Below are 13,888 nucleotides of genomic sequence, written 5' to 3' on the forward strand. Positions count from 1 at the left end.
CGCTAACGTGTTACTGAATTTACATTGCGCTGCGATATAGGCGAGGAAAATCGGGATTTCTCGTTGAAAATTGAGGAAAACCTGTATTGTGTTTGACAGTGTGGCGTTGTAAATCTGTAAAAGATGTAAAAGGCAGATTTCGACACCAGGGCAAAAAATTCGTGTCAATATTGTGTAAATCACCTGTGATGGTTCTATGTCGATCGGCCTGGTTTGCGGAGCTTTCCGGTGGCTGAACAGAAGATCTTTGCCGGTCCGCGTATCCGCCGCATCCGCAATGCCAAGGGCCTGACGCAGACGGCGATGGCCGAGGGGCTCGGCATCTCGCCGTCCTATCTCAACCTCATCGAGCGCAATCAGCGCCCACTGACAGTCCAGCTCATTCTCAAGCTTGCCTCGGTCTACAAGGTCGAGCCGGACGAGTTGCAGGGCGAGGCGCGCGGGTCGATTTCTGCCCTTAAGGAAGTGTTCGGCGACCCGTTGATGGCCGGCGAACTGCCCGGCGACCAGGAGTTGATCGAGATCGCGGAAGCAGCACCCAATGCGGCTGCCGCCGTTGTCAAACTCTATCGCGCCTATCGCGAGCAGGCCACCCGCCTGTCCGATCTGTCGGAATTGCTGGCGCGGGAAGGGCGCACGACAGCCCTTTCTGGTGCGCGCCTGCCGATCGACGAGGTGCATGAGGTGTTCGAGCGCCGGCCGAACCATTTTCCGGCGCTTGAGGAAGAGGCGGAGGCCTTCACCGCGCTTCTTGATCCCGGTGACGACCTGTTCGGTGCGCTCAAGGCATGGCTGAAGCGCGAATATGGCATCGTCGTCAAGGTACTGCCGGTCGCCACCATGCCCAATTGGCGGCGCCGCTACGATCGTCATTCGCAGCGCCTGTTTCTCTCCGAGCGGCTGTCGCCATTCGATCAGTTGCGCGAAGTGGCGATGGAGGCATCGCTGATCCGCATGTCGGTGGCGGTCGCGGCCGAGATCCAGGCGCTGAAACTCTCTTCCGACGAGGCGCGCCGCCTAGCGCGCTTCGAGCTTGGCCGCTATGCCGCCCATGCGCTGATGATGCCCTATCAGGCCTTCCAGGCGGCGGCCTTGCGCGCCCGCTACGACATCGACGTGCTGAAATCGCGTTTCGGCGTCTCCTTTGAACAGGCGGCAAACCGGCTGACCATGCTGCAGCGGCAGGGCAGCGCCGGCGTGCCCTTCTTCATGCTTGAGGTGGACAATGCCGGAAACCGCTTCCGCAAGGCCGGCGCGCAGGGCTTTCCGCAAAGTCGCTTCGGGGGAGGATGCCCGAAGCTGCCGGTCCATGCCGCATTTGCCCAGCCGAGCCAGATCATCGTCGAGGCGGTGGAAATGCCCGACGGTGCCGAATTCCTCTGCATCGCCCGCACGCTGGAAGGGCCGCAAGGCGCGTTCAACGAACGCCCGCGCCGCACCGCGATCCTGCTGGGCTGCGACATCGCCTTTCGCGAGGAGATCGTCTATGGCGCCGCCCTTGCCGGCGCGCCGGGAAAATCCGGACAGGTTGCGGCAACGCCGGTGGGCCCCGCCTGCCGTCTGTGCGAACGCACCGGCTGCCTTGCTCGCGCCGAACCGCCGCTGACCCGCCCGCTCGGCTTGGACGAAATGGTGACCGGGCTCTCCGCCTTTGATTTTCAGTAAGGGTATCGATAACAAAAATTGACAAAGATTGTTATCAATCCTACGTTTTCACCATGAACATCTCGCTGACGAAGGAACTTGAGGAATACGTCGCCGCGCAAGTCCGCTCGGGGCATTACTCCTCTGCGAGCGAGGTCGTCCGGGAGGCGCTGCGCGGCCATCTTCGCGAGAAGGCCGAACGGGATATTCAAACACGCATTGCAAGGGCACGGGCTGACGTGCAGGCAGGCGATATAGCCGAGGCAACCCCGCAATTCTTCGAGGAGGCCAGGCGACGGATTCGCCGGAGCGCGGGCGGCAAATCCCGCTGATGGTTCATCGGGTCTATTTCACCCGATCTGCGCAAGACGATTTCCAGTCGATCATAGATTTTATTGCCGCCGACAATCCCGGTCGTGCGTTGTCCTTTGTTGATGATTTGCAGCGCCGGGCCGTGAAATTGCTGGCTGATTTCCCAAGGACTGGGCGCCAGTATGGTTCCTTTCATTATCTGGTCTTCGGCAACTATATTCTTGCATACGACATCGATGATGCGGCGAGAGCCGTTCATATTCTGCTTGTCACGGAAGGTCACCGCCTTTGGCAGGAGTTGCTTACGGAGCGGTCGTAAGACCTTGGCTAAGGCAACGATGGATTCGAACGGGTGACACAACCATAAGCGGCCGTTGGATCAGGCCGCTTCCTTTCCTTTGGGCTACGCGATTGGCAACGCTACGGTCGCTTAACGACATGCGCCGCTGTTTTGCAGAGACGATAGTCGAGCCATGACCCAGACTGCCATTTCCCAACCTTCCGCCACACCCCAGGTCTCGCCCAATGCCGAGCGGCTTGGAGCACTGCTGGTCTTCCTTTCGGCGCTGTGCTGGAGCTTCGGCGGCGCCATCGCCCGTTTCGTGGAGATGCAGGACAGCTGGGCCGTCATCTTCTGGCGCTCCGCCTGGGCGGCAGCCTTCCTCATTGGCTTCATGCTGTGGCGTGATGGCGGGCGCGGCACGCTCAGGCTGTTTGCCAGCATGGGCCTTCCGGGCCTGGCGGTGGCGCTCTGCTTTGCCAGCGCCTCCACCGCCTTCGTGGTCGCGCTTTCCTACACCACCGTTGCCAATATCCTGCTCATGCAGGCCGGCGTGCCGCTCTTTGCAGCGCTGCTGGCCTGGGTGCTGTTTCGCGAGCGTGTGTCGGGGCCGACCTGGATTGCGATCGCGGCTGTCATTTTCGGCGTCGCCATCATGGTTTCGGAATCGCTTGGCGGCAATGTTTCGCCGATCGGCGATGGATTGGCGCTGCTGATTGCCGTGATGTTTTCAATCGCCACCGTGATCACGCGGCGCTTCGCCCATGTACGCATGACGCCGGCGACCTGCCTCGGCACCATCTTTGCCGCGCTGTTTGCGTACAGCCAGGCCGAGGCATTGGCGGTGTCGCCGCGCGACATGGGCTTCCTGTTCGCTTTCGGCGTGCTCAATCTGGGCGTTGGCCTCGCCTTCTTCGCTACCGGCGCGCGAATGGTGCCGGCTGCGGTTGCCGCACTGCTGGGCACTTTTGAGCCGATCCTGGGACCGATCTGGGTCTGGCTCAGCCATGGCGAGGTGCCGAGCACCCGCACGATTGTCGGCGGGGCGGTCGTTTTTATCGCGCTGCTCGTCCATATCGGGCTGGAGTTCAAGCGCCAGTCGCGGCCCGCCAAGCCCGGCGTCACCGGCGTGCCGTCGCCCCATTGACAGAACTGTTACAGTGTAGGCAGGTTATGTGATCTGCAACTGCTCAACAGGTACATCTTGCGAGAATCACTAGCCGGAAGCGCACAAACCGGAACCAAGACTCTTCCCATCGGCGGTACATCCTTCTCCTCACCGAATACCGTCGGAAAAAAGCGACTGCCAGAAATTCCCCCGGCCGAAACAGCCAGCAAATCCCCTTTCATTTCTGCCGAACACGAGGCCGAATACCGGGCCTTTGTCGAAGCGCATCCCGATATTGAGGCGGTCGAGTTCCTCATCGTCGACCCCAACGGCATGCTGCGCGGCAAATGGGCGCCCGGCGATGCGCTCAAGAAGGCATTCCAGGACGGCGTTAACTTCCCCATGTCGCTGCACGGGCTCGACGTCTGGGGCCGCGAGGTCAGCGAAACCGGCCTGCATATCGAAACCGGCGACAAGGATGGCTATTGCCGCGCCACCCGCGGTTCGCTCTCCATCGTGCCCTGGGCCAAGCGCAAGACCGCGCAGGTGCTGCTGCAGACCTTCACGCCCGAAGGCGAACCCTTCATGGCCGACCCGCGCCAGGTGCTGAAGCGCAAGGTCGCCGAGGTCAACGAGAGGGGCTATTTCCCGGTCGTCGCCTTCGAACTCGAATTCTATCTGCTCGACCCGGAGGTCGAATGGGATGACGGCATGCCGGCCCCGGTCGGCGCCACCGCCGGCCCGGACCGCCTGCGCATGTATGGACTCGACGACCTTGCCGAGCATGCCGAGCTGTTCGACATGATCCGCGATGCGGCAGCCGCCCAGAACCTGCCGATCGACACCATTATCAAGGAAGCGGCACCCGGCCAGTTCGAGGTCAATCTCAAGCACCGCGCCGATCCGCTGCGGGCTGCCGACGATGTCATCATGCTGGAGCGCATCGTCATGGGCTGCGCCCGCGCCCATGGCCTCACGGCAACCTTCATGGCCAAGCCGTTCCTGGAATATGCCGGCAACGGCATGCATGTGCATGCTTCCGTGCTCGACCGTGACGGCAACAACATCTTCAGCGGCGATGCGGGGCGCAAGCGGCTCGAATCAGCCATCGGCGGCCTGCTCAAGACCATGCCGGAATCGCTGCTTTTGTTTATCAACACCTGGAACGGCTTCCGCCGCATCACGCCGGGCTCCTATGCGCCCACGCGCGCGGTCTGGGGCGAGAACAACCGCTCGGTCGCCCTGCGTATCCCGGTTTCATCCGAAGAGAACCGGCGGCTGGAGCACCGCATCGCCGGTGCCGACGCCAATCCCTATCTGGTCATGGCGGCTCTCATCCAAGGCATTGTCGAGGGCATCGAGAACAAGGAGGTTCCGCCTCCGCCGGTTGTCGGCAATGCCTATGACGATGGCGGACTGTTCCTCCCCGACGACATGGACGAGGCGCTCCAGCTCATGGCCCGCAGCTCGTTTGTGGAACGCGCATTGGGGCCGCTCATGGCCAAGGTCTATCAGGACCTGAAACGCGCGGAAATCCTCGCCTTCTGGGCGGAAATCACCCAGCTGGAGCGCACCACATACCTTTGATCGGCGCGCGCTGTTTCATGCTTGTCGCAATCGGCGAACACCAATAGGCTAAATTCTGAATATCCCGGATGGATGGTCCGTAAACCGGGAAAATGGAACACTGAAAGGGAGATCCCAGAATGCTTCACAAGGCGCTCTTGCTGTCCGCGTCATCGGCTCTGGCAGCATTGTTCGTCGTGTCGGCCAGCGCCCAGGAGCGCGTCGTCAACGTCTTCAACTGGTCTGACTATATCGACAGTTCGATCATCGACGATTTCACCAAAGAAACCGGCATCAAGGTCGTCTATGACGTCTATGATTCCAACGAGATTCTTGAGACCAAGATGCTGGCTGGCGGCAGCGGCTATGATGTGGTCGTGCCGACGGCGAGCTTCCTGCAGCGCCAGATCCAGGCTGGCGTCTACCAGAAGCTCGACAAGTCCAAGCTGCCAAATCTGCAGAACATGTGGGATGTGGTCACCGACCGCACGAAGATCTTCGATCCGGGCAACGAATACTCCATCAATTATATGTGGGGTACGGTCGGCATCGGCTACAACAAGGCCAAGATCCAGGAAGCGCTCGGCACTGACAAGATCGACAGCTGGAGCGCGGTCTTCGATCCCGAGAATGCCGCCAAGCTCAAGGATTGCGGCATCAACTTCCTCGATTCGCCGACTGACATGATCCCGGTCATGCTTGCCTATCTCGGCCTCAATCCCGACAGCCACGAGCCGGACGATATCGCCAAGGCGGAAGAGGCGTTCCTGAAGATCCGCCCCTTCGTGCGCAAGTTCCATTCCTCCGAATTCATCAACGGCCTGGCCAATGGCGACATCTGCATCGCGGTCGGCTGGTCGGGCGACGTCTTCCAGGCGCGTGACCGTGCCGACGAAGCCGATCAGGGCGTCGAGCTTTCCTATGTCATCCCGAAGGAAGGCACCCAGATGTGGTTCGACCAGATGGCCATTCCCGCCGATGCGCCGCATGTGGCCGAGGCGCATGAATTCCTGAACTACATGATGAAGCCGGAGGTCATCGCCAAGTCCTCCAACTATGTCTTCTACGCCAACGGCAACAAGGCGTCGCAGGAATTCCTCGATCCGGAGGTCCGTGACGACCCGGCAGTCTACCCCAGTGAGGACGTGCTGGCCAAGCTGTTCGTGAACACCACGCTTGATTCGAAGACGCAGCGTGTGTTCACCCGCGCTTGGACCAAGATCGTAACCGGGCAGTAGACATCGGCGAGGGCCCTGCAGCATCTGTAGGGCCCTGTCGCAGGCGACGAGCGAATGAGGCGGAGAGGTGCATGAAATCGCTTGGAAGCATTCGCAGGAGCTTCGCGCCGTGGAATGATCCCGATGCGAAGCCCTATATCGTCTTTGAAAACGTCACCAAGCGTTTTGGCGATTTCACCGCCGTCAACAATCTATCGCTGAAAATCTACGAGCGCGAGTTCTTCGCACTGCTCGGTGCGTCGGGCTGCGGCAAGTCCACGCTGCTGCGCATGCTGGCCGGTTTTGACGAGCCTACGGCGGGCCGCATCCTGCTCGACGGGCAGGACCTGCGCGGCATCCCGCCCTATCGCCGGCCGGTCAACATGATGTTCCAGTCCTATGCGCTGTTTCCGCATATGACGGTGGAGGCCAACATCGCCTTCGGCCTCAAGCAGGAGGGTATGGCCAAGGCCGACATCGAAAAGCGCGTGGCCGAGATGCTCAAGCTGGTCAAGCTGGAGCGCTTCGCCAAGCGCAAGCCGCACCAATTGTCGGGCGGCCAGCGCCAGCGTGTCGCCTTGGCGCGCTCGGTCGCCAAGCGCCCCAAGGTGTTGCTGCTGGACGAGCCGCTTGGCGCTCTGGACAAGAAGCTGCGCGAGGAAACGCAGTTCGAACTGATGGACCAGCAACAGGAACTCGGCCTCACCTTCGTCGTCGTCACCCATGACCAGGAAGAGGCGATGACCATGGCCGACCGCATCGCCATCATGGACAAGGGCGAAGTGATGCAGGTGGCGACCCCGGCCGAGGTCTATGAGGCGCCGAGTTCGCGCTTCGTCGCCGGCTTCGTCGGCAACGTCAACATGATCGAGGGAACGGTGTCCGGGCGCGAGAATGGCGTCGCGCGCATTTCCGACGGCAACGGCCTGACGATCAAGGCCGAAAATATCGGGGACGCGGCCGCAGGCAGCGCAGTGGCCTTCGCCATCCGCCCCGAGAAGATCAAGGTCTCGTCGCGCAAACCGGACGATCCCGGCGTCAATGTAGTTGAGGGCGAAATCTACGACATCGCTTATCTCGGCGACATGACCGTCTATCACGTCAAGCTGGCCGACGGGCAGGTGGTCAAGGCCAGCGCCTTGAATGCCTCGCGCATCACCGATGACCCGCTGACCTGGAATGACCGGGCCTTCATCTCCTTCCGGCCCGATGCGGGCGTCGTCCTGACGAGATAGAGCCATGTCCGACACTGTCCTCGCTGCCGCCCGGCCAGTTGCCTCACGCCCTTCGGTGCTCAGCCGCACCTTCCAGGCCATGTACGGCCGGCTGGTCATCATCATCCCCTATCTGTGGCTGCTGGTCTTCTTCCTGGTCCCGTTTGCCATCGTCTTCAAGATCTCGCTGTCGCAGACGCAGATCGCCATGCCGCCTTACGCGCCGGTGTTCAGCCTCACCGACGGCTTTGGCGGGCTGCTGGATCAGCTAAGGCAGCTCAGCATCGACAACTATCTCTGGCTCACCGAGGACGCACTCTATTTCAACGCTTATGTCTCCAGCGTCGTCATTGCAGCCGTCTCCACTGTCCTGACCTTGCTGGTCGGCTATCCGGTCGCCTACGGAATGGCGCGTGCGCCCGAATCCTGGCGCCCCACGCTCTTGATGCTGGTCATCCTGCCGTTCTGGACCAGTTTCCTGATCCGCGTCTACGCCTGGATCGGCATCCTCAAGCCGGAAGGCCTGCTCAACCAGTTCCTCCAGGGGATAGGGCTCATCAACGAGCCGTTGATCATCTTGAACACCAATGCGGCGATCTTCATCGGCATCGTCTATTCCTATCTGCCTTTCATGGTCCTGCCGCTCTATTCCGCGCTCGAGAAGATGGACTATTCGCTGATCGAGGCGGCCAAGGATCTTGGCTGCCCGCCGATCAGCGCCTTCTGGAAGATCACCTTCCCGCTGTCGTTTCCCGGCATCGTCGCCGGCTGCCTGCTTGTCTTCATCCCGGCAGTGGGCGAATTCGTCATTCCCGACCTCCTTGGCGGCTCGCAGACGCTGATGATCGGCAAGACCTTGTGGAACGAATTCTTTGCCAATCGCGACTGGCCGGTTTCGTCGGCCGTGGCGGTCATCCTGCTCTTGCTTCTGGTGGTGCCGATCGTGATCTTCCAGCAGTCTCAGGCCCGCGCGATCGAGCAGGACCGATAGGATCAGCCCATGAACGCCAGGTGGAGCCCCTTCAACGTTGCCTCGGTCACGCTCGGCCTGGCCTTCCTGTACCTGCCGATCGTCATCCTCATCATCTTCTCCTTCAATGAATCGCGGCTGGTGACCGTTTGGGCGGGTTTCTCGACCAAATGGTATGTCTCGCTGTTTTCCAATCGCGGCCTGATCGATGCGGCCTGGGTCACGCTGCGCGTCGCCCTGATCTCTGCCTCGATCGCAACTGTTCTGGGCACGCTGGCTGCCATCACGCTGACGCGCTACACGCGCTTTCGCGGGCGCGTCCTGTTCTCCGGCATGGTGTTTGCGCCGCTGGTCATGCCGGAAGTCATCACCGGCCTGTCGTTGCTGCTGCTCTTTGTTGCAATCGGGCTCGATCGCGGCTTCCTGACGGTGACGTTGGCGCATATCACCTTCTCCATGTGCTTCGTCGCCGTGGTGGTCCAGTCGCGCCTGCTCACCTTCGACCGTTCGCTGGAGGAGGCGGCGATGGATCTCGGTGCGCCGCCGGTAAAGACCTTCTTCCAGGTCACCCTGCCGGTCATCCTGCCGGCGATCATTTCGGGCTGGATGCTGGCCTTCACGCTCTCGCTCGACGATCTGGTGATCGCCAGCTTCACCTCCGGACCGGGCGCCACCACCTTGCCGATGAAGATCTACAGCCAGGTCCGGCTGGGCGTCACGCCGGAGATCAATGCTGCCTGCACCATCCTCATCGCCGTGGTCGCGCTGGGTGTCATCGCCGCTTCGCTGGTCAACAAGCGGCGTGAGATCCAGCGCCTGCGCGACGAGCAGATGGCGCAACGTGGTGCTTGATTAGCTTCGGCCTATTCTTCCGGCGCCGGGGGGGCTACTGCAGGCGGCTGTACGGTTACCGGCGAGATGAAGGGCGCATTCCACGATCCGCCGACGAAAAACGTCACCGGCGGCGTGGCGCCATTCAGCTTGGCTGCCTGTTCAGGCGTCAGCAATCCGCCTGAAAGCGCCAGGCCGCGTCCGACATAGGGCACGATACCGCTCAGCCACAGCTTGCCCTGCGTGGTGCGCGCCTCGGCCTTTTCGAGCCGGACCACGCCGCGCGAGATACTGGCCTTGAGTTCAAGGCCCTGCATGGGCAGTGGTGCCTTGGCAACATCGGCAAGCGCGAAAAAGCCGCCCTCGGCGCTGCGTTTGAGAAAGCTCGCCAGATCGAAATCCGACAGCGCGCCTTCGCCGAAGCTTGCCGATATGGAGCCCTGCGCATTCTCCAATATCGAATTCCAGGCTCGGCCCGGCCCCTTGAGGATGACCGAAATCGTGCCGCGGCCGATCGGCACGAAGCGCGTCATGCCGGCCGCGGTGCCGAAGGCACCGCCATCGATATCGGCGGCCAGCAGGCGCATTTCAACCTGCGTGCCTTCCGGCTTGCGGTCGAACCTTATGCTGGTCTGGACATTGCCGCCGAAGGCGGCGGCATCGGAAATGTCGAACACCGACAGCCCGCTCTTGATCTGGACGGTCGCCGCGACTTCAGCGAGCTTGATTGTACCGGCGGTGGCCTGTGCCGCCGAAAGGCGCAAATCCAGATTGATCCGGTCCGAAAACGCCTCGTCGATCTTCGCCGGCCCTTCATCGGCGCCCGGCGTCAGCGGTGTGAAGGCCGGTACGAAGGATTTGAGGTCCAGCGTCTCGAAGGCCAGCGTGCCCGACAGGATCGGTACATTTTCGCCCAGGGCAAGATCGAGGATGCCGGTTGCCGGATTGCCGTCGAGATTGACTTCGGCATTCTCGAATTTGATCCGCTTTGCATCGCCTGCCACCTGGCCGGCAACCGAGACGGCGCCTATGGCGGTGGTGCCAGGCGTTCCTTCCGGGCGTGACCATTCCAGCATGCGGCGCAGCGAAGGAGCAGTGAACTTCGCCTTGCCGTTGAAATACGGGTTGTCGTTGGTCTTCACCACGCCATCGAAAGAGGCGGTGACCGGTGCCGAAGTCACGGCAATCGTAAAGGGGGCCTCCTCGCCGGCAAAAAGCCGCAGCGGCTGGGTGGAGGAAGCCTCGAGCGTCACCGTCTCGCCGCGCCAGATACCGTGGCCGGCGACGCTGGCCGCCTTTTGCAATGCTGGCCAGCTCATCTTGCCGGTAATGCCAGTCAGGATTTCGCTATCCTTTCCATCCGCAAGGACAGTGACGCGTCCATCGGTGACCTCGACCGTCCCGAAAGGCTTTGACGAGATGTGTGCGGTCGCGGGCGCTTCCGCATTGGCCGAAACCGCTTCGCGCGTGGCGTTGACGGAGCGCGCGATACGCCCGCCCCCTGGAAGCGCCAGCGCATAGCTTCCGTCTTCGGCCCGTTCGACACGCAGCGTGGGCCGAACGAAACTGGCAGTCGAAAACACCACCTCGCCGCGAAGGGCCGCGAGCGCCGACAGCTTCACCTCGACGCGTTCGGCCGAAATCACCGACGTGGTGTCGGCTTGCCCCCACTTTGCCAGCGTCACATTGGTCAGGATTGCGCGAAAGCTCGGCCACACCTCGATCTCGGGGGCCGTGCCGATCGTCACGCGATAGCCGCTCCACGAGCTCATTTCATAGGCGATGCGGTCGCGTACAATCCGTGTCGAGGCGAGCAAAGGCAGGGCTGCGATGATCAGGGCAACGACCAGTGCCGCCGCGCTTATCGCCCAGATGCTGCGTCGAATCAGAGGAGACGGCATTGTGCCTCGTTCACGCTGTTTCAAGCGCCATTTCAATCATATCAGTGCTGCCCGATCTCAGCTATCTGCTGCAAATCGGTTGCCGCAGCTTTAGCGGACATCGACCGCATTTCAACCCTTTGTCGCCGTCTCACGACATTTGCGCACAAGCAGGGGCTGCAACCGCGACATTATCTTGCGCGACCGCAGTGCAGCATGCATAACGACAGCGCTGTTGAAAGGATGGATTGATGACCGCTTTGTCTCCGCTATGGAAGCCTTCTGCTCAGCGTGTTGCCGATGCGGCACTTACCCGTTTTAGGGCAGCGGCCTCGGCCAGAGCGGGCACCGAATTTACCACCTATGCCGAGCTGCATCGCTGGTCGATCGAGGAGCGCGAGGCGTTCTGGCGCCTGGTGTGGCAGTTCTGCGGCGTCGTCGGCGAGCCCGGCGAGAAGGTGCTGGCCGATGGCGACAAGATGCCGGGCGCGGCCTTCTTTCCCGAGGCGAGGCTGAACTTTGCCGAGAACCTCCTGCGCCGCACCGGACCTGAGGATGCCATCGTCTTCCGGGGCGAGGACAAGGTTGCGCGCCGGCTGTCCTGGGACGATCTTCATGCGCTGGTGTCGCGCCTGCAGCAAGTGTTCCTGTCGCTCGGCGTCAAGCCGGGCGAGCGCATCGCCGCGATGATGCCCAACATGCCCGAGACGGTCGCCGCCATGCTGGCGGCCACCTCGATCGGCGCGGTGTGGTCATCCTGCTCGCCCGATTTTGGCGAGCAGGGAGTGCTCGACCGCTTCGGCCAGATCGAGCCGGTCGTCTTCATCGCACCCGACGGCTATTACTATAATGGCAAGGAGATCGACGTCTCGGCCAAGGTCGCGGCGGTGGCCGAAAGGCTGCCTGGCCTGCGCAAGGTGCTGGTGGTGGATTATCTCGGCCGGGCGGGTGAGGCGGCATCCGGCATTGGCAATGCCGAGGCGCTGGAGGCAGCAATTGCGCCCTTTACCCCCGGCAAGGTTACCTTCGAGCGCCTGCCTTTCTCGCATCCGCTCTATATTCTGTTTTCGTCGGGCACCACCGGCATTCCCAAATGCATCGTCCATTCGGCCGGCGGCACGTTGATCCAGCATGTCAAGGAACTGCGCCTGCATGCCGGTGTCGGCGAGGGCGACCGCTTCTTCTATTTCACCACCTGCGGCTGGATGATGTGGAACTGGCTGGTCTCCGGCCTTGCCGTCGGCGCCACGCTGCTGCTCTACGACGGCTCGCCCTTCTATCCGGACGGCAATGTGCTGTTCGATTTCGCCGATGCGGAAAAGATGACCTATTTCGGCACCTCGGCGAAGTTCATCGATTCGGTGCGCAAGGCGGGCCTCAGGCCGATGGATAGCCATGACCTCTCCAGCGTGCGCACCATCTCCTCCACCGGTTCGCCGCTGTCGCCGGAGGATTTCCGCTTCGTCTATGACGGCATCAGGAAAGACGTGCACCTGGCGTCGATCTCGGGTGGCACCGACATCGTCTCCTGCTTCGTGCTTGGCGTGCCGACCGAGCCGGTCTGGGAGGGCGAGATCCAGGCGGCTGGGCTCGGCATGGCGGTCGATGTCTGGGACGATGCAGGCCACCCGGTGCGCGGGGAGAAGGGCGAACTGGTCTGCACGCGCGCCTTCCCGGCTATGCCGATCGGCTTCTGGAACGATCCCGACGGCGCCAAATATCGCGCCGCCTATTTCGAGCGCTTCGGCAATGTCTGGTGCCATGGCGATTTCGCCGAATGGACGGCGCATGGCGGCATCGTCATTCATGGCCGCTCGGATGCGACGCTGAACCCCGGCGGGGTGCGCATCGGCACGGCGGAGATCTACAACCAGGTCGAGAAGATGCCCGAGATCGCCGAGGCGCTGTGCATCGGCCAGGATTGGGAAGGCGATGTGCGTGTCGTGCTGTTCGTGCGCCTTGCCGAAGGGGCGGTGCTGGGCGAGGCGCTGGAGAAAGCGATCCGCACGAAAATCCGCACCGGCGCCAGCCCGCGCCATGTGCCGGCCAGGATCGTCGCCGTCACCGACATTCCGCGCACCAAGTCGGGCAAGATCACCGAGCTTGCGGTGCGCGATATCGTCCATGGCCGCGCCGTCAAGAACATGGAAGCGCTCGCCAATCCCGAAGCGCTCGAGCTCTACCGGGACTTGCCGGCACTGCAAAGCTGAGGGCCGGAGCTGTCATACCGTCTTCCGGGGCGGCGGCCAACGCTCCCGTCGTCATCCCGGCCAAGGGAGTGAAACGACCGCGAGCCGGGACCCATTCCTCGACGGCAACGGTTATCGGAATGGGTCCCGGATACGCTGCTTGCTGCGCTGCGCAGCATTCCGGGATGACGGGAAACGGTCGGCCGTGATCGCCGCCGCCTAGAGCCTTTCATGGTCATACGGAAGCGTTTTGCCGGAGGGAATTCGGGAACAAGGTCGAGGGCTTCGGCGCCGGGCGTACCGGGGTACGGCCAAGTCCGAAGCCCGAAGGATTTGGCCCGAATTCACCCGGCCCGCAGGGTTTGCCGCTGGCGGGCGCCCGCGGCGTCGGCCGGACTTGGCCGATGGTCCACATCGGCCGGCGCCGCCCTCCTGGCGGATCGCCTCGCCATCGGACAAACAGAACTGCTTTCGTATAACCATGAAAGGCTCTAAGCGAAACATGCTTAACCAAGCGTAACCGCGAAATTTACCGAGATTTCATGAGTGGTACACTTTCGTAAATTCATCTTCATTCCGGTAAGGGTTTATTAAGGGTTGGCCGCGATATTCCTCGTTAACTTGAGGGAGAAATCCCTTCCCCGTCTTTCGGGGAATCCGTTTCGATCAAGTCCCCG

General features: G+C 62.0%; 11 protein-coding genes. 10 read left to right on the plus strand and 1 reads right to left on the minus strand.

Translation table 11 applies throughout. The annotated features are described in order from the left end of the window. Nucleotides 1-228 precede the first annotated feature (228 nt). The 9 genes from EET67_RS02385 to EET67_RS02425 all read left to right on the plus strand — a co-directional run bounded on the left by EET67_RS02385 (nucleotide 229) and on the right by EET67_RS02425 (nucleotide 9,163). A complete protein-coding gene (locus tag EET67_RS02385; RefSeq protein ID WP_128624585.1) occupies nucleotides 229-1,665 on the plus strand; it encodes a helix-turn-helix domain-containing protein in 1,437 nt (478 codons plus the stop codon). 53 nt (nucleotides 1,666-1,718) lie between these two features. After that, nucleotides 1,719-1,976: a type II toxin-antitoxin system ParD family antitoxin gene (locus EET67_RS02390; RefSeq protein ID WP_128624586.1), complete on the plus strand. Its 258-nt coding sequence runs from the start codon at nucleotides 1,719-1,721 to the stop codon at nucleotides 1,974-1,976. Then, on the plus strand, nucleotides 1,976-2,275 hold the full coding sequence (locus tag EET67_RS02395) for a type II toxin-antitoxin system RelE/ParE family toxin (protein WP_128624587.1): 300 nt from the start codon (nucleotides 1,976-1,978) through the stop codon (nucleotides 2,273-2,275). The genes EET67_RS02390 and EET67_RS02395 overlap by 1 nt, the downstream gene beginning before the upstream one ends. A 154-nt stretch (nucleotides 2,276-2,429) precedes the next feature. Further along, nucleotides 2,430-3,383 (plus strand): DMT family transporter, encoded by a 954-nt coding sequence (locus EET67_RS02400; protein ID WP_128624588.1) that lies wholly within the window; start codon nucleotides 2,430-2,432, stop codon nucleotides 3,381-3,383. Nucleotides 3,384-3,539: 156 nt separating this feature from the next. Then, complete coding sequence (locus tag EET67_RS02405) at nucleotides 3,540-4,931, plus strand: glutamine synthetase family protein (protein WP_128624683.1); 1,392 nt, start codon at nucleotides 3,540-3,542, stop codon at nucleotides 4,929-4,931. Between the two features lie 119 nt (nucleotides 4,932-5,050). Beyond that, the gene (locus tag EET67_RS02410; protein ID WP_128624589.1) at nucleotides 5,051-6,148 is read left to right on the plus strand and encodes a polyamine ABC transporter substrate-binding protein; all 1,098 of its coding nucleotides are present in this window, start codon (nucleotides 5,051-5,053) and stop codon (nucleotides 6,146-6,148) included. Nucleotides 6,149-6,219: 71 nt separating this feature from the next. Continuing rightward, nucleotides 6,220-7,362, plus strand: coding sequence for an ABC transporter ATP-binding protein (locus EET67_RS02415; protein WP_128624590.1), 1,143 nt, complete (start codon nucleotides 6,220-6,222; stop codon nucleotides 7,360-7,362). Nucleotides 7,363-7,366: 4 nt separating this feature from the next. Continuing rightward, on the plus strand, nucleotides 7,367-8,332 hold the full coding sequence (locus EET67_RS02420; protein WP_128624591.1) for an ABC transporter permease subunit: 966 nt from the start codon (nucleotides 7,367-7,369) through the stop codon (nucleotides 8,330-8,332). 9 nt (nucleotides 8,333-8,341) lie between these two features. Next, nucleotides 8,342-9,163 carry an ABC transporter permease gene (locus EET67_RS02425; RefSeq protein ID WP_128624592.1) on the plus strand — a complete coding sequence of 274 codons (822 nt, stop codon included), beginning with the start codon at nucleotides 8,342-8,344 and terminating at the stop codon, nucleotides 9,161-9,163. A gap of 11 nt (nucleotides 9,164-9,174) precedes the next feature. Here EET67_RS02425 and EET67_RS02430 read toward each other — a convergent pair whose 3' ends face one another. Next, the gene (locus tag EET67_RS02430; protein ID WP_128624593.1) at nucleotides 9,175-11,043 is read right to left on the minus strand and encodes an AsmA family protein; all 1,869 of its coding nucleotides are present in this window, start codon (nucleotides 11,041-11,043) and stop codon (nucleotides 9,175-9,177) included. A gap of 230 nt (nucleotides 11,044-11,273) precedes the next feature. Between EET67_RS02430 and EET67_RS02435 the strand changes: the two genes are divergently transcribed. Beyond that, complete coding sequence (locus tag EET67_RS02435; RefSeq protein ID WP_128624594.1) at nucleotides 11,274-13,232, plus strand: acetoacetate--CoA ligase; 1,959 nt, start codon at nucleotides 11,274-11,276, stop codon at nucleotides 13,230-13,232. The last annotated feature ends 656 nt before the right edge of the window (nucleotides 13,233-13,888 follow it).

Source organism: Borborobacter arsenicus, from assembly GCF_003934165.1.
GTDB classification, from domain to species: domain Bacteria; phylum Pseudomonadota; class Alphaproteobacteria; order Rhizobiales; family Rhizobiaceae; genus Pseudaminobacter; species Pseudaminobacter arsenicus.

Coding starts and splice junctions, on each gene's coding strand:
- EET67_RS02390 (WP_128624586.1), top strand. CDS start 1,719: ATGAACATCTCGCTGACGAAGGAACTTGAGGAATACGTCGCCGCGCAA.
- EET67_RS02395 (WP_128624587.1), top strand. CDS start 1,976: ATGGTTCATCGGGTCTATTTCACCCGATCTGCGCAAGACGATTTCCAG.
- EET67_RS02400 (WP_128624588.1), top strand. CDS start 2,430: ATGACCCAGACTGCCATTTCCCAACCTTCCGCCACACCCCAGGTCTCG.
- EET67_RS02410 (WP_128624589.1), top strand. CDS start 5,051: ATGCTTCACAAGGCGCTCTTGCTGTCCGCGTCATCGGCTCTGGCAGCA.
- EET67_RS02415 (WP_128624590.1), top strand. CDS start 6,220: ATGAAATCGCTTGGAAGCATTCGCAGGAGCTTCGCGCCGTGGAATGAT.
- EET67_RS02420 (WP_128624591.1), top strand. CDS start 7,367: ATGTCCGACACTGTCCTCGCTGCCGCCCGGCCAGTTGCCTCACGCCCT.
- EET67_RS02425 (WP_128624592.1), top strand. CDS start 8,342: ATGAACGCCAGGTGGAGCCCCTTCAACGTTGCCTCGGTCACGCTCGGC.
- EET67_RS02430 (WP_128624593.1), bottom strand. CDS start 11,043: ATGCCGTCTCCTCTGATTCGACGCAGCATCTGGGCGATAAGCGCGGCG.
- EET67_RS02435 (WP_128624594.1), top strand. CDS start 11,274: ATGACCGCTTTGTCTCCGCTATGGAAGCCTTCTGCTCAGCGTGTTGCC.